The following is a 17,320-nucleotide window of genomic DNA, read 5'->3' as shown; positions in this document are numbered from 1 at the left end:
TATTAACGAGGCAGGCGCCCCTGCTCTTTGAAACGATAAAAGCCCTGAGGGTCTGGGCGACCAATATATTTCAAATTATCGCTGATAGCTTTCGGCATATCTGCCGCGGCTTTAATCTTGCCTTCGGCGCTCCAAGTCGATTGATTGACCGAGGCCAGCAACTCTAAAGCCAATTGCTGATCGCTATGTTTTAGTTCCAGCGCCGGCTCACCATCTTGACAGCTCAATTGGCCCTTAACGTCTTCTAAACGTAATACGCCAAGCGGGGTTTGTAATACCGGAGCTAACCAGCTTAACTGCCCTTGAAGCTGCTGACACCAAGGCGCACCTTGGTTTAGCTGCTCTAATTGTAACTGAAAATCACCTTCTACCACCGCTGGTACCGGTAAGGGATACTGCTTAGTTAACCATGAGGCTGGTGCATCCACTTGCCAATCTTTTAAATACCAACCAGAAAAACTTAAGCCGGCCAAACCTTTACCCCAAAGCTCTCCACCGCTAGACAATTCGACTTCGGCTTCTACGCGGCCAAACAACAAGGCACTGGCTTGAAAATCCCAGCTCAGTTGATTCAACTGCAGTTGCGGTGTATTCAGCGTGGCGACTCGGCCTTGCCAAATTGTTCCACTAGGCTGCTCTAGGCTAAAGCCTCTGGGCAAGTTTACCCAGTTTAATACCACCGATAAGGGCGTTGTCGCTACCAAGCTAACTAAATAAACCGTGATAAACAGCAGCGCTAAACCAATATACTTCTTCATTCTGCTTTACCTAAACGTAAACGGCGCACACCCACGATGCCTGCTTGTTTACCTTCACTTAAATCCACGTGTTGCACGATAATGCCATAGCGCTGGCTAAGCATTTTTAACCATGCCATTAGCTGGTTGAAGGGTACGCTTTCTATCCACAGCTCGACTTCTTCACCTTGCGGTTGAATACGACTAATGGTGATGCGTTGCTGACGAGCACTACTGCTAACAGCTTGACTCACATTCACTTGGCTATCCACCGACACATTACCGCCACTGGCGATCAGTAACGAGCCTTGCTGCTGCGCCCACTGCAGGGTTTGTTGCTGATTTAACAGGCGCAGCTGGGCTTGCTGATTGGCATTGCTGAGCGGTAACCATAAACCCCAGTAAAGTATTCCAATGGCCACCAACAAGGCCGCAACGCTCACTAAGTTTTGTTCTCTTTTATTTAAACTTTGCCACCACTGCTTCATGATGCCTTCCTTATTACCAAGGTGCCCACTACAGCTCCCTCTTTATTGCTTAAGGTGCCCTGCTCGGTGACATAGGGCTGAACCGCTTGCCTAAACTTTTCAAAACTTTGATAACTTTTGGCCTGAGCCTGTAAGCGAATTTCCCCTTTCTGGTGGTCGTAGCGCAAGCTCAAGGGCGCAAAATCACGCTCCTGCTCAAAGGCTCCCGCCAAATGCACCATCATTGTGACAAAGTCTTGTTGAGGCGCCGCGTCGAGTTCGGCTAAAGCACGTCGAAAGTCACGGCGAATACTGCTATCTCTAACTCGGCTCACCTGCGGGAACACCTGCTTATAAACTTCGCGGATATTATCTTTCACCTCGGCAATTTGCTGCTCTGTTTTATGCGTTTCAATGACTTGCTGAGCTAGCGCTAGAGCAAAACAAATACCAGCCGCCACGGCCACCTTACGCCACTGTTGCCAAATTTTTGCTAAGGGATTACTCGGTGCGTAGCGGCCTTGTAATAAGTTAAGCGGTGATTTTTTAAGACCATCGCTGAGCAGTTTCATGGCCAGCTCAGGTGAGGCTTCTTGCCATTGTATGTGCTCTAAGTGAATATCTGGTGCCGGACTATAATGCTGAATCACCAATTCAGGATAATCTTGCTCCAACAGCGCTAAGGCAGTGGCCAACCATGGCTGATCAATGTTCATTACCTTGCCATCGGCAAAACGTAATAACCATTGCTGATTAAGCTGAATTGCCGAAGCACAACCCGCTTCAGCTTGCGGCAAACAAAGACTATCAATAGTCCAATAACGACTATTAATACCCGCGGTTTCCAGCATATCCTGCCAGCTTGCCATCTGCTTATGGCTAATACAGGCAAGTTCAACCGCCTCTTTATCTTTGCCTAACAATACAATGTGTAGCTCATCGGGGTCTTGGGCCAGTTGCTCTTCGAGCATGAACGGCGCCACCTGTTGCCATGAGCGCTGCGCCGAACGGGGTAAACTGACACGATGTTGGGCAACATCACTGGCAGGCAACAAAGTGATCACTCTACGTTGTTCAGCCTTTTCCTGTAACAAGCCCAACTCGGCGGTACTGGCCAATTCGCCGGTGGCGATAACTTCCTGCTCACTGTCTGACCAGACCAGCCAATTCACGCTTCCCTTGGCGCTACTCGGAAGCCGAATGATAAGTTGTTCGTTCACGGTTGGTCTCCATAAGAGCGTCGAATGACTTGTAAGTCAGAAGTTCCGCTGCGCTTAAACACGCTGCTCATTTGTGCTTGTCCTTGTTCATTTTCTACTAACAGCTGCGCTTTAAAATAATTTGAGCGCAACGCTAAAGTCTGCTTTAACCCGGTTTGTGTCAGAGGAATACCCGACAAGGCCGGATGCGTCATCATCTCATCTAACACACGATACCCTTCATCAGGACGGTCATTCAAGACCTGCTGCGCCCCAGTGTTATCCAGATCCGGATAAAACAAGGCTTCCAATAGCTGCGGCTGGTCTAGCGCGATGGTATTCACATTTACCGCCAAATTAGACTCCGGCAAGGCACAGATAAAAGGCTCGACGCGCCGGTAAATTGCGGCGCTAACCCCATACACCGCGCGAAATTCACTACGGTCCACCATCGGCATGTTGGCCGGTAAATAAGGCGGATTTAAGCTCTCGTAAACACTGTCTTCAGCACCTTGCGGCTGAGGAATAGTGTCGGCATCAATCCAGTCTCGAGTGGCATCGGTAATTTGCTCTGCACTATAGGCATCCACCCCTAAAGCCACCAGCAAACCAATAAACTGATCCACCACTTTGGGTGGTTGGCCATCGCGACGATTAGGCTGACCTAAAGCATTCAAATTAAAGCAGGCTTGCATATCGATAATGCGCCCTTTAATCAACGAGTCTTCCACCGGAAACACCATGCCTTCGGTAGCCCAATACTGGCCAAGATGTACCCGGTCATCATCTTCAAGATCTTGCTTGATCACCTTCATGGCAAAGGCTTCGGCCCCATGAGTAACCAATTGCCACGCATCGACTGTTGCAAGTTGTTGGCGCGCGCTAAATCTAGCTGCAAACGCTGGCTAAACTGAGCCGCCACTACCACCATTACCGCCAAGATCAGCATCATCGTTAATAACGCAACGCCTGTTTGCTTGTGCAAAGAACAACCCGCGCGCATTAATTGCCCCCGGATTAGGCTGACTACCAGAGCTGTTACTGCTTCCCGAGTTATTGCCACTTCCAGAACTGTTACCGTTGCGGCTACCTTCTTGGTTAGTATTGCGGTTAACATCTTCTTGTGCCTGACCGGCCACCGCAGCTCGACTACCTTGCGGGGTTAAAAACACCCGCCGTAGTTTACCGAAATCACGTTGTAGCAAAGTGACTTCTACACCGCGAGGTAGCTGGTTAGTGTCTGACACTTGGTCGCTCCAACCTCGGGTACCATGAAACCTAAAACTAAGCTCTTCTACCCCGTCTAATAACACCATATCGCGTGGCTGATAACCCACTACGGCATCAGGATAACGGTAAAAACGCTTAATCAATTGTTCGTCTTTGACTAAGTAGGCGACCCGCTGTAACTGTGAGCGCCGTAATACCGCTTGCGGATTACGCCAGCCCGATACCAGCATTTCCAAACCCATGTCATCACTTTCTAGGTAATACTTTTCGGCGCGCAATAAAGGGCGCTGCTCACCGGTTTCATCACGCACCGAACGCGCCGCCATTTGGCTAAAGTCGCGCTGCATAATGAACATGGCGCGTTGTAACTGACGCAGCTTTTCTCCATGCTGTTGTGATACTTCATCGCTGCGCATCACCCCTTGCAGCACTTGGTAAGCCGCCATGGTCAACAAGGCGAAAATAACAATCGCCACCAGCATTTCGAGTAAAGTAAAACCGCGCTGTTTCATTAGCGGCTCACATAACTGGTAACTTCGGCCAAGGCCGACTTTTCTTGTTCATCGCGATACACGGTAATGGTGACCGCAACAAAATTAGGATCGGCAGTGGCAATGCCTTGAGAGCGCCAATGCCATTCATGCTCGCCAAATTCAGCCGTCCCCTTGCGACTAGCAGTACCCGGCCAGGTATTGCTAAGCAGCAATTCGGCCATTTGGTTATCGGCCACCCACAACGCAAACGACTTTTCTTGAATATAATTTAAACTGCGCAGGTTCTCCGAAGCGCTTTTCATCACCGCGGTGCCAGCAATGGCTAGTACCGCCAAGGCTACCATCACTTCTAGCAAGGTCATGCCGCGTTGCTTATTCATTCAAGCGTTTCTCTGCTTATCGTTAACTGACCAAGGTCATCGCTGGCTACCTGCCAAAAATACTGGCTATTTTCATAAACGAAACTCAGTTTAAACGGCGTCACTTCTCCACTACTCAGCACCAGTACCTGCGGTACTATCGTCTGCTCAGGTTCATCGGTGATGAAGTCTTTTTCAAACAAATCACCTTCGGTAAAACCCAAACGACCACTGCCAAAGCCCTGTTCTTCAAGTTCGGCATCTTCCAATGTCAATTCTAGATAATAGGGAAATTCAAAGTTTTGCTGCTGAAAGATGCGATTATTTAGTGCCACCCAGCGCTGTTTTTCCATACGCACAAACTGGTAACTCTCGGCATCACTAAACAGGCCGTAATCGTAGCCAGTTAACAGTGCTCGCTCTTGGGCATATTGCACTAAAGCCGCTAAGCGCTTGGCTTGTTGCTCTACAATTTTCTGCTCACTGCTGCCACTCACCGACATCACTACCGAGTAAATGCCAATCGACATCAACAGCAATACCAAGATCACTTCCAGCAAGGTAAAACCTTGCTGGCGCGAACGTAAGACAGGTGGCAAGCTAGTCAACTTACTGGTCTAGGTTCCAGTTACCGATATCATCGGCGGTGCCTTCTTCACCATCTAGGCCGGCACTGAAAATATCAATACGGCCTTTTTCTCCGGGGCTAATGAGGATGTAATCGTTACCCCATGGGTCTTTTTGCAGGCGACGCAAATAACCATCTTCAGGGTAGTTACGTGGCTCTGGGCTGGAAGTTGGCTTAGTCACCAAAGCCTCTAAGCCTTGTTCGGTGGTAGGGTAACGAGAGTTGTCCAAACGATACATATCTAAAGCGTTTTCCAAGGCCACAATATCGGTTTTGGCTTTTTGAATATCGGCTTTTTCTTTGTTTCCTAGTAGGTTAGGTACCACCAATCCCGCGAGGATCCCTAAAATAACAATCACCACCATCACTTCTAGCAAGGTGAAACCTCGGCTAGTTGCTTGAGAGTGCATCGATTTTTGCATTTTACTTACTCCAAAATACCGGTAAGACCTAAAGCCCAACCATGTTATTAAGTTCCAAAATCGGCAATAGAATTGCCATTACAATAAATAGCACGACCCCAGCCATGGTCACGATCAAGGCTGGCTCGAATATCCCTAATGCTATGTTTACTTGAGTCTCAAATTGACGGTCCTGATTATCCGCGGCCCGTTCCAACATGCTCTCTAGCTCGCCAGAGCGTTCACCACTTGCAATCATGTGTAGCATCATCGGGGGAAACAACTGGGTTGCCTCCAACGACGAATGCAAACTGCCCCCTTCTCTCACCTTAGAAGCCGCGTCGAGCACTTGGGCCCGCGCATAATCATTGGTTAAGACCTCGCCCGCGATGCCCATGCCTTCTAACAGCGGCACCGCACTGGCATTTAAAATGCTCAGAGTACGGGCGAAACGGGCGGTGTTTAAGCCCTTACTCACCTTGCCTAGTACCGGCAAACTGAGGATACGCTGGTGCCACTGCATCCGAATATTGTCTTTTTGCAATAGCCGTTGCCAAACCACCAACGCTAACATCACGGTAATAAGAAAAAATAAACCGTAGTGACTAACCAGTTCACTCAGCGCAATCAAGAACTGCGTCGCCCCAGGTAATTCTTGACCCATGTGTTCAAATTGAGCCACCACCTTGGGTACTACCGATACCAGCAAGATGGCGATCACCGCCAAACAGACAAAGGTTAATACCGCTGGATAGATTAAGGCCTGCATGGTTTTCATGCGCATCGCTTGGCGCTGCTCGGTATAGTCGGCTAGGCGCTCTAGAACCTTGTCGAGATGGCCCGACTTTTCTCCCGCTGCCACCATCGCGCAGTAGAGTTTTTCAAACACTTCGGGGAAATCTTTCATGCTATCGGCGAGGCTATAACCTTCAACGACTTTTGAGCGCACCCCTAAAATAATGCTTTTTAATTTGGGCTTTTCAGATTGCTGCGCCACCGCCTTCAGTGATTCTTCAATTGGCATAGCGGCGGCCACCAGTGTAGCCAATTGGCGAGTTAATAAGGCAAGATCGGTAGTGCTCACTTTACTTTTAAAACGCAAACCCGAGCCCGTTTGTTTGGCGCGTTCGGCTACCTGCTCAATTTTAAGCGGGGTAAGCCCTTGCTCACGTAAATAAGACCGCACTTGACGCGCAGTATCCGCTTCGTGAACTCCGTTCGACTTTTTCCCTTTTTTATTAAAGGCTTGATATTCAAATGCCGGCATACCGCTAACTATCCTTCGCGAGTCACTCGCAATACTTCTTCTAGACTAGTGATACCCTGTAGGACCTTATCAACGCCGTCTTGGCGAATACTGGGACAAAATGGGCGAACCGCGTGCTCAATCTCTTGCTCACTACTGCCAGCATGGATCATGTCTCGTACCTGATCATTAATCGGTAACAATTCATGAATACCGGTACGACCGCGATAGCCGGTGTGATTGCAGTGCTCACACCCTACCGGACGGTAAACAGTAGCATCTTTGGCAATGCCCAAAAGCTGATGCTCACGCTCACTGACTAGGTGTGGTTCTCGGCACTCGGTGCACAAGGTTCGTACCAAACGCTGAGCCAATACCGCCAGCAAACTTGATGATAACAAGAAGGGCTCTACCCCCATATCACGCAAACGAGTGACCGAGCCAATCGCGGTATTGGTATGCAGGGTAGATAATACTAAGTGGCCGGTTAAACTGGCTTGCACCGCGATTTGCGCTGTTTCTAAGTCTCGGATCTCACCAATCATCACCACATCGGGATCTTGACGCAAAATCGCCCGCAGGCCACGCGCGAAAGTCATATCTACCTTGGTGTTCACCTGGGTTTGACCAATACCTTCGATGTTATATTCAATCGGGTCTTCCACGGTAAGAATGTTGCGATCCTTACTGTTAATCTCGCTCAAACCTGCATACAAGGTGGTACTTTTACCGGAACCGGTGGGGCCGGTCACCAAAATAATCCCGTGAGGTTTCTTCAACAATTCGCTAATCACGTCACGATGCTGCTCCATTAAACCTAGGTTGGCGAGATTCAGACGCGCATTATTCTTATCCAATAAACGCAATACCACTCGCTCACCATGACTCGATGGCATGGTAGATACCCGCACGTCCACCGCGCGCCCCGCAATCCGTAAGGAAATTCGACCATCTTGGGGCACCCGTTTTTCGGCGATGTCGAGGCGTGCCATCACTTTAATCCGCGATACTAACAAAGCCGCCAACTTGCGATGAGGGCGAAGAATTTCCCGTAATACCCCGTCGATACGAAAACGAATCACTAAGGCCGCTTCAAAGGTTTCGATATGAATATCACTGGCGCCTTCTTTGATCGCCTCACCTAGCATGGCGTTAATCAACTTAATAATCGGCGCGTCATCTTCACTCTCTAACAAGTCTTCATTTTCTGGCAGTTCTTCGGCCAAGGTGTAGAAGTCCATGTCATTGCCAATGTCTTCCATTAACTGACGAGCTTGCGAAGAGTCGCGCTGATAGGCCTCAGTGAGGTGCTGTTCAAACTCCTCATCAGATAGTGCTTGGCAGCTAAACTCTTGCTGCAGAATACGACGAATTTCCAATAAGGCTGCTAACTCAAGTTTTGAGTTATGGTAAACCACCCAAGCGCCTTGCTGTTTCTCCAGCATCACTCCATAGTGTTTGGCAAACATGTAAGGCAGTTGCCAGCCTTCTACGCCCTCGAGGTGCGGCGTATCAGAGCTTAGCGCCTTTTCATCTTCCAATACGCTTAGTTCAGCCTCTAGATCCATTATTCCGCACTCACTGCTTGCTCTGATTCATCCGCCTGCTGTTTTTCTTTAGCCTTCTTCTCCTTCAAGTAATCAAGGTACTCTTGCACTTCCGGTGAGACATCTTCTAAAGCATTAAACTCTGGCAACAGCGGCACTTTAGTTTCAGGCATCAAGTTCACGCCTAGCTCTTCACGCAACAATTGTTGGGCGCGAATTTGGCTGTACTTACGCGAGCTCACGCTTTGCATGGTCACCGAGTCGCGAATAATAGTTGGGCGAATAAAGATCATCAGGTTACGCTTGGTTTTGCGTGAGCTGCTAGAGCGGAATAAATGACCTAATACTGGAATATCACCTAATAGAGGGACTTTAGATTCACTCTCTTCAATTTGATCATCCAATAAACCACCAAGAATAATAGTATCGCCGCTGTCTACTAGCACGGTGGTCTGCAATTGGCGTTTGGCAAAAACTACGTCTACCGAGGTTTGGCCTTGCACCTTAGACACTTCCTGCTCAATGGTGAGCTGCACTGCATCACCTTCGTTGATTTGTGGCGTCACTTTTAGCTTAATCCCCACTTCTTTACGGTCTACCGTAGTAAAGGGGTTGTCGTTATTGCTACCCGAGGCCGAACCGGTTAGTACCGGCACCTCTTCACCCACGGTGAAGAAGGCTTCTTTGTTATCTAAGGTAGTGATAGACGGTGTTGCCAATAGGTTGGAGCGTGAATCGTTGGCGGCGGCTTGAATCAAGGCGCCCCAATCGGCGCCATAGAAGCCAAAGGCTGCTCCCGAAATTTTCGCCAGAGCGCTGGCCAAGCCGGAGATATCTCCCGGAGTTTCAGGGTTAATGGTACACGTTTCACCAGTACACACGGTAGAGCCGTCGGTTGGCTGAGCATCGTAAATGCCGGCGCCAATCTCACTGATGGAGACTCCCACGTCATTAAACTGGGTACCACCAGCGGCAGTGGCCCATTGCACCCCAAGGCTGACCCCGTCACCCTCGGCCACTTCCACGATAATGGCTTCCACGTTAACTTGAGCGCGACGAATATCTAATTGGCTAATTACCCCTTCAAGGGTACGCATCGCATCCGGCTGGGCGGTAATCACTAGGGCATTGGTATCTTCGTGAGCCTCAATCGAGAAGTTACCACGCGACGAAGCTCCGCCAGACTTCTTACTGCCTCCAGCCGCTTCGGCAGCGACGGTTTCACTGACCCCTTTTAGCACACTCACTAGATCTTCAGCTTTTGCATACTTCAAATAAAATACTCGAGTATTACCGTAGGTTTCTAATTCACTATCTAATTTAGCAACCAAACGAGCAATGCGTTCGCGAGCGCTTGGTTCCCCAGAAACAATCACGCTATTAGTGCGCTCGTCGGCAACCACTTTAGGCACCAAGGAACTCGCGGCCCCAGTCTTGGCGGCACCAGCGTTAGTTAGTGATTCGATGATTCTGACTAACTCACCGGCAGAGGCAAACTTCAGCCGCACAATATCAACTTCTTGGTCACCGGCTTTATCCACTCGGCGAATAATTTCCACTAGGCGATTCACTACCGCCGCTCGGCCGGTAAGCATAATCACGTTGGAAGGATCGTAGTGCACCACATTGCCACCACCAGCATTATCATTTAACTGGCGTAATAACGGGGCTAACTCACGCACCGATACATTGAGCACAGGCACCACTCGAGTGACCATTTCATCACCCAAGGCTTGTGCATCACTATCTACCACCGGAATCGCCCCGGCTTTAGCATCCTTAGCACGCACCACCTTGGTGACGCCATTGGGCATATCAATTACCGCGAAGCCATAAACATCTAACACACTGAGGAAAAACTGATAGTACTGCTCTTCATTCAATAAATCGTAACTACGAACGTTTACTTTGCCACGCACCGCAGGGTCAACAATCATGGTTTTATTGAGATTTCGCCCTACCGTAGTAATAAATTCGCTGATGTCTGCGCCTTTAAAATTCGCCGAAAACTCGGTAGCACTAACAACAGTACAAAGACCTAGCCCTATAAGACCAATCAGGCTTCGACGAACTAAGCGTAATGCTTGCAACTTCATGTAAATAAATCTCCGGTACTATTCTTCAGGCAGGCTAAACAACACGTCCTGCAATTGTCCATCACGCTCAACGGTTACAGTAACATCGCTCAACTCGGGCAATTCTTGCATCACTTGCATGGCTTGCGCGTTATCACGCAAATCATATCCATTCAGGGCTACTGCTAAATCATTAGCTTCTAAGCCCACTTGTTTAAATAAGGCGGCATCTTTGCCGGGATTAACTCGATACCCTACTAGTTCGCCATCTTCTCGAACTGGCGAAACGCGGATATAGTCGGTTAACTTAGACGGGTCTTTGAGCACCTCTGCCACATCTATTGGCGCTTCGGGCTGAGCAGCTGGGCTCTGAGTTCTAAGATTACTATTGTTGCTAGCCTGCTTGCTGTCGGGGTCAAGCAATACGCTCTCATAATTACCCTTGTGTAAGATGATGATACGCTCAGCTTGAATTTCTTTTATGACAGCTTGAGTGCCTTCTATCGACTCATCAATACCATAGGTTTGCTGCTTGCCACGATGCTCAATAATGGCCAAGGCTTTTGACTGATCGCTACTGGCCACCAAACCAGACAGAGTGAGTTTTAAACTGGTTTTGGGAGCGTTGTTTGCAGAGACAACTTTCTCTGGCGTCTTGACGGCCTTCTTGGCTTGGAACTCTCCAAACAAATGTAGCTTGTTTAAACTACTCAAGTCGATTTTTGTGACTATACTTGAAACCTGCACGGGTTCCGGTGTCCAACGAAAAGAAGGTTTATCTTCGGGCACCAGTAACCAAGTGATCGACGCGAGCTGATAAGCAGCAAGCCCAAGCAACAACAAAGACAGCCAAAGGCTACTTTTCTGCAAGGGAAGAACCCGCACGAGTTGAGTAGAAAAGATTTAATGTCCATTTATTCGCTATAATACATCTATCATTGAGCCCCGATTATCGGGTTTCCTTATGAAAAAACTATGGCAACTCGTCGGAAACCAAAGGTTATTCATTCTAAAGAGAGTTAGGCACAGAACAAGAGCTGAAAGTGTAAAAATTGCGTTTTCTTCCAAAATTTACATTTTTCTGCAACCTGACACACGCTTCCCAAGCGTAGCGGCCCGCTCTAAAACTGATATAATTTAACAGTTAACTCATAACCCAGCTAAGACTTAGCATGAATTCTCAAGACTCTAACAAGCAAGCGCCACGCATCGACAAGTGGCTGTGGGCAGCACGGTTTTATAAAACCCGCGGCTTAGCCCGTGACATGGTGATGGGAGGAAAGGTGCATTACAACCAACAGCGCTGTAAGCCCAGCCGCCAAGTCGAACTCGGCGCTACCATTAGTTTATGGCAAGGAAATCAGCAAATAGAAGTGGTGGTAGCTCAACTCAGCGACAAACGAGGGCCTGCACCACAGGCCCAACAGCTATATCAAGAGACAGAGCAAAGCCTACACAAGCGTGAACAATATGCACTTCAGCGCAAGCTGATGGCAGAATCAACCAGCCCACAACGTCGACCCGATAAAAAACAGCGTCGGCAAATTATTCAGTTTAAACAACAATAGTCAGGCCTAATATGAAGCAAGATATTCTTAATCGTTATATCTTCGAAGAATACAATCTTCGCGGTGAACTTGTGCAACTTCAGCAAAGTTACCAAGAAATCATCGAACAAAAAAACTACCCTACGCCAGTAAAAAGCTTAATTGGGGAAATGCTAGCAGCAACCTGTTTGCTTACCGCTACTCTTAAGTTTGAAGGTGATATTACTGTTCAATTACAAGGCGATGGGCCTTTGGCTGTGATCGCGGTAAGCGGTACCGACCAACAAGCTATGCGTGCCACTGCACGTTATGAAGGCGACATTAAAGATGGTGCCAGCTTTAGCGAGCTAGTGGGCACGGGGCATATCGTGATAACCATTACTCCTACTCAAGGTGAGCGTTATCAAGGCATCGTTAATATCGATCCCAAGGGCGTTGCCGCCAGTATTGAAAGCTATTTCCAACAATCGGAACAGCTTAATACTCGCCTGTGGTTATACACAGGCATGCTTGAAGGTAAAGCCTACGCCAGTGGCTTATTCCTTCAAGCCTTACCCGCACAAACAGAATCAGATGACGAAAGCTTTGAATTAATAGCAACGCTAAGTGAGACCACTACCGCCCAAGAAAGCTTTGAACTCGACGCAGAACAATTGCTGTTCCGTTTATATCATGAGCACAAAGTGAGGCTGTATGAACCACAACAAGTGAGCTTTAAGTGCAGTTGTTCTAAAGAACGCTGTGAAACTGCATTACAGAATATTGACCGTAAAGAATTGTTAGAGATTTGCCATGAACGTGGCCATATATCAATGCATTGCGACTACTGTGGACATGATTATCAATTTACAGAAAACGACATTGAAAACATTTTCACGCGCAATTTATCGACAAACCCTGCCAAAATTCATTAAACTGACTAAAGGAAATGCGGTGTAAATCGCATTTCCTAAATACAACTCCAATAACCATAAAAAAAGTGCTGGTAATTTGACCCCCCTCTCTTTTTGCTACCACTGAAGGGATAGAATCGAAACCAACACCAATAATAAAACAATACAATCTTACCTCTCTACCTACAGGAGACTGCTATGCTTGACGTTGCAGAAAAAGATCAGGTTATCGACCTGGCTCAATACGGCATCAAAGATGTGTCGAAAGTGGTGTACAACCCCTCTTATGAAGTTCTCTATAAAGAAGAAACCCGCCCCGAACTCACAGGCTACGAACGTGGTGTCGTTACCAAATCTGGTGCTGTTGCTGTTGATACTGGTATTTTTACCGGACGCTCACCCAAAGATAAATATATCGTACTAGACGATACCACCCGCGACAGTATGTGGTGGACATCGGAACAAGCGAAAAACGATAACAAACCGATTAGTCCCGCGGTTTGGGCCGACCTCAAAAAAACCGTCACCGACCAGCTTTCCGGTAAACGCCTATTTGTGGTTGATACCTTTTGTGGAGCCAACCCCGATACTCGCTTGAAAGTACGTTTCATTATGGAAGTAGCTTGGCAGGCTCACTTCGTGACCAATATGTTCATTCGCCCTAGCCCTGAAGAACTAGAAGATTATGAGCCAGACTTTGTCGTGATGAACGGCTCAAAAACTACCAACCCTAAATGGGAAGAACACGGTTTAAACTCAGAAAACTTCACTGTGTTCAACATGACAGAAAAAATGCAGGTAATTGGCGGAACCTGGTACGGCGGCGAAATGAAGAAAGGTATGTTCGCCATGATGAACTACTACTTACCGCTTAACGATATTGCTTCTATGCACTGTTCAGCCAACGTTGGCGAAGACGGCGATACCGCTATTTTCTTCGGCTTGTCTGGTACCGGCAAAACTACCTTATCAACCGATCCTAAACGCAAGTTAATTGGTGACGACGAACATGGCTGGGATGATGAAGGTGTATTCAACTTCGAAGGTGGCTGCTACGCCAAAACCATTAAACTAAGCCAAGAAGCCGAGCCCGATATCTACAACGCAATCAAGCGTGACGCCTTGTTAGAAAACGTGACCGTGCGAAACGATGGCAGTGTAGACTATGACGACGGTTCAAAAACCGAGAATACACGGGTGTCTTACCCCATTTACCACATCGAGAATATCGTTAAACCGGTCTCTAAAGCGGGCCATGCTAAGAAGGTTATTTTCTTAACCGCTGATGCGTTTGGGGTATTACCTCCAGTGGCGAAATTGACACCTGAACAAACCAAATATCACTTCTTATCAGGCTTTACCGCCAAATTGGCGGGTACTGAGCGAGGTATTACCGAACCTACTCCAACCTTCTCGGCCTGTTTCGGCGCAGCTTTCCTTACTCTGCACCCCACCAAGTATGCCGAAGTATTGGTGAAACGTATGGAAGCCGCAGGCGCTGAAGCCTATTTGGTGAACACTGGTTGGAATGGCACCGGCAAGCGCATCTCTATTCAAGATACTCGGGCGATTATTGATTCGATTCTCGATGGCTCTATTGAGAAGCAAGAAACTAAACAATTGCCAATCTTTAATTTAGAGATCCCCACCAGTCTACCAGGCGCCGACCCCGAAATTTTGGATCCACGAGATACCTACCAAGATCCATTACAATGGGAAAGCAAAGCCGATGATTTGGCGCAACGTTTCATTAAAAACTTCGCCAAATACACCGACAATGCCGAAGGCAAAGCCTTGGTTGCAGCGGGCCCACAACTTGGTGAATAGACCAAGCTAATATAAAAAGCCAGCCCCACTCTAGGGCTGGCTTTTTGTTATCAACACTCACTAGGCGAGTCAGCAGCAGCACCTAACATGTTTTTATATTACATATTAAACACTTAGCCTCTTATATATTTGACTATCACGTTTAAATCGCTGTCAGTAGTCTTTACAACTCCGCAAAAAAACCAATGCTCTATATATTAACTAAGCAGTAGTTAAAAAATTTAACACTCCTACAACAATTCAAGCCTACTAAGCGTTAAATACCAGCTTTAATGCAGAAGCTAGAATGTAATAAAAGTTACAGTTAAGTAATTAAAACAAAGCCTGTCGAATTAATTTACAGAATAAAAAACTACTCTTCTCTGAAAACTCTTCCACCCTAAAAATTAATACATACAAATCAACAACTTAACAAAAATGTGACAAGGTTAACACTTTTGGCCTAATGATTGCTCAGTTACAAGTGACGTTTTTACTCATAAATCTAGAAATGAACAAAGGTTTAAACAGCAAAGACTATTGCTGTATGACCACCTTTGCTTATTGCTAGCTATGTAGTGCCGGCAAAGCTACAAACGCTTAGCTGCAACTTAAATTAACTTCTGGATGCAGATACCGCTATCGACCTAGCGAATATCTCATTTAGTTCGTGTTAATTGTATAACGCCGACAAGGGGTGGCCCCACGGTAAGGAAGCATGTTATGGGCAATGAAAACAATGGAATGGTACGTAGTCACGAATTTGAGCTAGCTATAGTTTATCGAATAACTGATCTGGTGATAATTTTCTCAACCTTAGTCATGCTTGCTTGGTGGAGAACGGGGCACGTCGATAGTGATTTCCAACAGCTCGCTATTGGCCTAGGCATCGTTTATCTGATCGTCGCCGAATCTTTTACCTTATATCGCTCTTGGCGAATAGCGTCAGTGAAACAGCAGGCCAATACCACGCTCAGCGTTTGGTTGGTTACGGCAGCGGTAATCTTAGCCATAAATTACTTTCTGAAGGCTTCAGATAACTATTCAAGAATCGTATTTGCTGGTTGGTTAGTCATCACCCCAATGCTATTGATTGTATGGCGCATCGTATTTAGAGAAATCCTCGGTTTACTCAGAAAAACCGGCTATAACACCCGTAAAGCCATCATCATCGGCGTTTCAGAAACAGGCTTGCGCTTACAAAAAGAGCTCACCGAAAATGCCGATTTAGGCATTGTCTTTAAAGGCTTTTTTGATGATAGAGATGCGCTGCGTTTAAGTGATGATACGCAATATAGCGGCAAAGTACGCCCGGTGTATCAAGCCCTGGAATTAGCCAAGCGCGCCAAGGTTGATCATGTCTACATTGCCCTGCCGATGCATGCTAAGAGCCGTATTAGCAGTTACCTGAAACAACTATCCGATACCACCTGTACCACTTTTATCGTACCCGACTTTTTCACTTACAACTTGATTCACTCTCGTTGGAGCAGCCTAGGTAACATTCAAACCGTCAGTGTATTTGATAGCCCCTTTCGCGGTTTTACCAGCGTGATGGTCAAACGCCTTCAAGACATCTTCTTGGCCAGTGTCATCATCACCTTAATTAGCCCGCTGCTATTGGCGGTAGGCTTAGGTGTGAAGCTCAGCTCTGCTGGCCCAGTGATATTTAAACAAGACCGCTACGGTTTAGATGGAAAACGGATCCGCGTATGGAAGTTTCGCTCAATGAAGGTGATGGAAAATGGCGGCAAAGTGACTCAAGCCACCCAGAACGACCCTAGAGTGACTCGCTTCGGCGCCTTTATACGCCGCACCTCTCTAGACGAGCTACCACAGTTTTTTAATGTCTTAATGGGCTCCATGTCGATCGTTGGACCTCGCCCACATGCAGTGGCGCACAATGAAGAATATCGCCATGTCGTTGACCGCTACATGCTACGGCATAAGGTCAAACCGGGCATTACCGGCTGGGCACAAATCAATGGCTGTCGCGGCGAAACCGACACCTTAGACAAAATGGAGCGGCGCATCGCCTACGACCTTGAATACATTCAAGCGTGGAGTCTATGGATGGACGTAAAAATTGTTTTTCTGACTATTTTCAAAGGCTTCGTTAACAAAGCCGCTTATTAAGAGCAACAGAGGTCAATATGCAACATTTAACCAAGCTACTTTCGGTTGCCCTAGTATTTTTAATGCTTTATAGCGCAACTAGCCATGCCAACAGCAATTATAAACTTGGCGCTGGCGATACCATCCGCATCAACGTTTATAACGAAGAAGATTTATCCATGGAATATCTGGTTTCGTCTAGTGGGCAAATCGAGTATCCCTACCTGGGTAAATTAGAAGTTCTCGGGCAAACAGCAGAGCAGCTGCAACAAACCATCACCCAAGGACTGGAAGATGACTACCTGATCGACCCTAAGGTATCAGTAAACGTTGTTCAATATCGCATGATCTATGTGAACGGTGAAGTAGCTAAGCCCGGAGGATATGCTTTTCAACCCGGCTTAACCGTAGAAAAAGCCATCGCGCTAGCAGGCGGTTTTACCGAACGAGCCACCAAAAATAAAGTGATGGTAAGGGCATCTAAGCCAAGCCAAAGTGAAGAAAAAGACTTAAAAGCCATTGTTGGCCCAGGCGATATTATCATCGTTAAAGCAAGCTTTTTCTAAAAAATCATCA

Annotated in this window: 16 protein-coding genes and 1 pseudogene; 5 read left to right on the top strand and 12 right to left on the bottom strand. The window is 47.3% G+C overall.

All coding sequences use genetic code 11. The annotated features are described in order from the left end of the window. Positions 1-2 precede the first annotated feature (2 nt). From AR383_RS14720 to gspC, 12 genes and pseudogenes are all read right to left on the bottom strand, one after another. Positions 3-758: a type II secretion system protein N gene (locus AR383_RS14720; protein WP_055733816.1), complete on the bottom strand. Its 756-nt coding sequence runs from the start codon at positions 756-758 to the stop codon at positions 3-5. Next, positions 755-1,225 (bottom strand): type II secretion system protein GspM, encoded by a 471-nt coding sequence (gene gspM / locus AR383_RS14715; protein ID WP_055733815.1) that lies wholly within the window; start codon positions 1,223-1,225, stop codon positions 755-757. The genes AR383_RS14720 and gspM overlap by 4 nt, the downstream gene beginning before the upstream one ends. Then, a complete protein-coding gene (gspL, locus tag AR383_RS14710) occupies positions 1,222-2,424 on the bottom strand; it encodes a type II secretion system protein GspL (protein ID WP_055733814.1) in 1,203 nt (400 codons plus the stop codon). The genes gspM and gspL overlap by 4 nt, the downstream gene beginning before the upstream one ends. Continuing rightward, a pseudogene (gene gspK, locus AR383_RS14705) lies at positions 2,421-3,263 on the bottom strand (type II secretion system minor pseudopilin GspK); the annotation flags it as partial. The pseudogene gspK and the gene gspL, both read right to left, overlap by 4 nt. Positions 3,264-3,308: 45 nt before the next feature. Then, positions 3,309-4,145 (bottom strand): type II secretion system minor pseudopilin GspJ, encoded by an 837-nt coding sequence (gspJ, locus tag AR383_RS14700; protein WP_055733812.1) that lies wholly within the window; start codon positions 4,143-4,145, stop codon positions 3,309-3,311. After that, positions 4,145-4,507, bottom strand: a complete 363-nt coding sequence (gspI, locus tag AR383_RS14695; protein WP_055733811.1) for a type II secretion system minor pseudopilin GspI — start codon at positions 4,505-4,507, stop codon at positions 4,145-4,147. Before gspI ends, gspJ begins: the two co-directional genes overlap by 1 nt. Then, entirely contained in the window at positions 4,504-5,085 is a 582-nt protein-coding gene (gene gspH / locus AR383_RS14690) for a type II secretion system minor pseudopilin GspH (protein WP_188407484.1), read from the bottom strand. The genes gspI and gspH overlap by 4 nt, the downstream gene beginning before the upstream one ends. 10 nt (positions 5,086-5,095) lie before the next feature. Further along, entirely contained in the window at positions 5,096-5,536 is a 441-nt protein-coding gene (gspG, locus tag AR383_RS14685; RefSeq protein WP_229711210.1) for a type II secretion system major pseudopilin GspG, read from the bottom strand. Between the two features lie 28 nt (positions 5,537-5,564). Further along, positions 5,565-6,782 carry a type II secretion system inner membrane protein GspF gene (gene gspF, locus AR383_RS14680; RefSeq protein ID WP_055733809.1) on the bottom strand — a complete coding sequence of 406 codons (1,218 nt, stop codon included), beginning with the start codon at positions 6,780-6,782 and terminating at the stop codon, positions 5,565-5,567. 8 nt (positions 6,783-6,790) lie between these two features. Then, positions 6,791-8,329, bottom strand: a complete 1,539-nt coding sequence (gene gspE, locus AR383_RS14675; RefSeq protein WP_373869478.1) for a type II secretion system ATPase GspE — start codon at positions 8,327-8,329, stop codon at positions 6,791-6,793. Next, complete coding sequence (gspD, locus tag AR383_RS14670; RefSeq protein ID WP_055733808.1) at positions 8,329-10,404, bottom strand: type II secretion system secretin GspD; 2,076 nt, start codon at positions 10,402-10,404, stop codon at positions 8,329-8,331. Before gspD ends, gspE begins: the two co-directional genes overlap by 1 nt. 18 nt (positions 10,405-10,422) lie before the next feature. Then, positions 10,423-11,253, bottom strand: a complete 831-nt coding sequence (gspC, locus tag AR383_RS14665; protein WP_055733807.1) for a type II secretion system protein GspC — start codon at positions 11,251-11,253, stop codon at positions 10,423-10,425. 302 nt (positions 11,254-11,555) lie between these two features. On the opposite strand from gspC, the gene hslR reads away from it, so the two are divergent. The 5 genes from hslR to AR383_RS14640 all read left to right on the top strand — a co-directional run bounded on the left by hslR (position 11,556) and on the right by AR383_RS14640 (position 17,310). Beyond that, on the top strand, positions 11,556-11,951 hold the full coding sequence (gene hslR, locus AR383_RS14660) for a ribosome-associated heat shock protein Hsp15 (RefSeq protein WP_055733806.1): 396 nt from the start codon (positions 11,556-11,558) through the stop codon (positions 11,949-11,951). Positions 11,952-11,962: 11 nt separating this feature from the next. Then, positions 11,963-12,844 carry an Hsp33 family molecular chaperone HslO gene (gene hslO / locus AR383_RS14655; RefSeq protein ID WP_055733805.1) on the top strand — a complete coding sequence of 294 codons (882 nt, stop codon included), beginning with the start codon at positions 11,963-11,965 and terminating at the stop codon, positions 12,842-12,844. 177 nt (positions 12,845-13,021) lie between these two features. Next, on the top strand, positions 13,022-14,650 hold the full coding sequence (gene pckA / locus AR383_RS14650; RefSeq protein ID WP_055733804.1) for a phosphoenolpyruvate carboxykinase (ATP): 1,629 nt from the start codon (positions 13,022-13,024) through the stop codon (positions 14,648-14,650). Positions 14,651-15,352: 702 nt separating this feature from the next. Next, positions 15,353-16,765: an undecaprenyl-phosphate glucose phosphotransferase gene (locus AR383_RS14645; RefSeq protein WP_055733803.1), complete on the top strand. Its 1,413-nt coding sequence runs from the start codon at positions 15,353-15,355 to the stop codon at positions 16,763-16,765. Between the two features lie 17 nt (positions 16,766-16,782). Further along, positions 16,783-17,310 (top strand): polysaccharide biosynthesis/export family protein, encoded by a 528-nt coding sequence (locus AR383_RS14640; RefSeq protein ID WP_055733802.1) that lies wholly within the window; start codon positions 16,783-16,785, stop codon positions 17,308-17,310. The last annotated feature ends 10 nt before the right edge of the window (positions 17,311-17,320 follow it).

Origin of the sequence: Agarivorans gilvus (assembly GCF_001420915.1) — a bacterium.
GTDB classification, from domain to species: Bacteria; Pseudomonadota; Gammaproteobacteria; order Enterobacterales; family Celerinatantimonadaceae; genus Agarivorans; species Agarivorans gilvus.
This window is presented reverse-complemented; position numbering and strand designations above follow the sequence as displayed.

What these genes read in the sequence shown, in the direction of transcription:
- hslR (WP_055733806.1), top strand. Translation starts at nt 11,556, where the DNA reads ATGAATTCTCAAGACTCTAACAAGCAAGCGCCACGCATCGACAAGTGG.
- gspF (WP_055733809.1), bottom strand. Translation starts at nt 6,782, where the DNA reads ATGCCGGCATTTGAATATCAAGCCTTTAATAAAAAAGGGAAAAAGTCG.
- gspG (WP_229711210.1), bottom strand. Translation starts at nt 5,536, where the DNA reads ATGCAAAAATCGATGCACTCTCAAGCAACTAGCCGAGGTTTCACCTTG.
- AR383_RS14720 (WP_055733816.1), bottom strand. Translation starts at nt 758, where the DNA reads ATGAAGAAGTATATTGGTTTAGCGCTGCTGTTTATCACGGTTTATTTA.
- AR383_RS14645 (WP_055733803.1), top strand. Translation starts at nt 15,353, where the DNA reads ATGGGCAATGAAAACAATGGAATGGTACGTAGTCACGAATTTGAGCTA.
- gspM (WP_055733815.1), bottom strand. Translation starts at nt 1,225, where the DNA reads ATGAAGCAGTGGTGGCAAAGTTTAAATAAAAGAGAACAAAACTTAGTG.
- gspJ (WP_055733812.1), bottom strand. Translation starts at nt 4,145, where the DNA reads ATGAAACAGCGCGGTTTTACTTTACTCGAAATGCTGGTGGCGATTGTT.
- gspE (WP_373869478.1), bottom strand. Translation starts at nt 8,329, where the DNA reads ATGGATCTAGAGGCTGAACTAAGCGTATTGGAAGATGAAAAGGCGCTA.
- pckA (WP_055733804.1), top strand. Translation starts at nt 13,022, where the DNA reads ATGCTTGACGTTGCAGAAAAAGATCAGGTTATCGACCTGGCTCAATAC.
- gspI (WP_055733811.1), bottom strand. Translation starts at nt 4,507, where the DNA reads ATGAATAAGCAACGCGGCATGACCTTGCTAGAAGTGATGGTAGCCTTG.
- AR383_RS14640 (WP_055733802.1), top strand. Translation starts at nt 16,783, where the DNA reads ATGCAACATTTAACCAAGCTACTTTCGGTTGCCCTAGTATTTTTAATG.
- hslO (WP_055733805.1), top strand. Translation starts at nt 11,963, where the DNA reads ATGAAGCAAGATATTCTTAATCGTTATATCTTCGAAGAATACAATCTT.
- gspD (WP_055733808.1), bottom strand. Translation starts at nt 10,404, where the DNA reads ATGAAGTTGCAAGCATTACGCTTAGTTCGTCGAAGCCTGATTGGTCTT.